Source organism: Streptomyces galbus (assembly GCF_005280195.1).
GTDB lineage: Bacteria > Actinomycetota > Actinomycetes > Streptomycetales > Streptomycetaceae > Streptomyces > Streptomyces galbus.
The window spans coordinates 1-221 of record NZ_SZPR01000095.1 but is presented as its reverse complement, the minus strand read 5'-3'; the positions used below and the strand labels follow the sequence as shown (position 1 = coordinate 221).

1 protein-coding gene is annotated in these 221 nt (G+C 67.4%); it reads right to left on the bottom strand.

Translation table 11 applies throughout. The annotated features are described in order from the left end of the window. On the bottom strand, positions 1-221 hold a 221-nt coding region (locus E4U92_RS35680; protein WP_422070811.1), incomplete at both ends, for a hypothetical protein.

Here is a 221-nt window from a genome sequence, read left to right as displayed (position 1 = left end):
GGGGCCCCGGCCGCCAGTGAGCCGTAGATCGCCATGCCGTTCCATGACATGACTTTACCGGATCGCATGGGCCCCACCAGCCCCATCCCCCAGCTTAAATTCCCGGTGAGCAGCTGGCTTTCCCCAAACCCCAGGATCAGGCGGCCAAGCACCAGCAGGCCAAACTTCGCCATCACCGGCACTGGCAGCAGCGCGGCGCACAGCCAGGCGCCCCCCGCCAG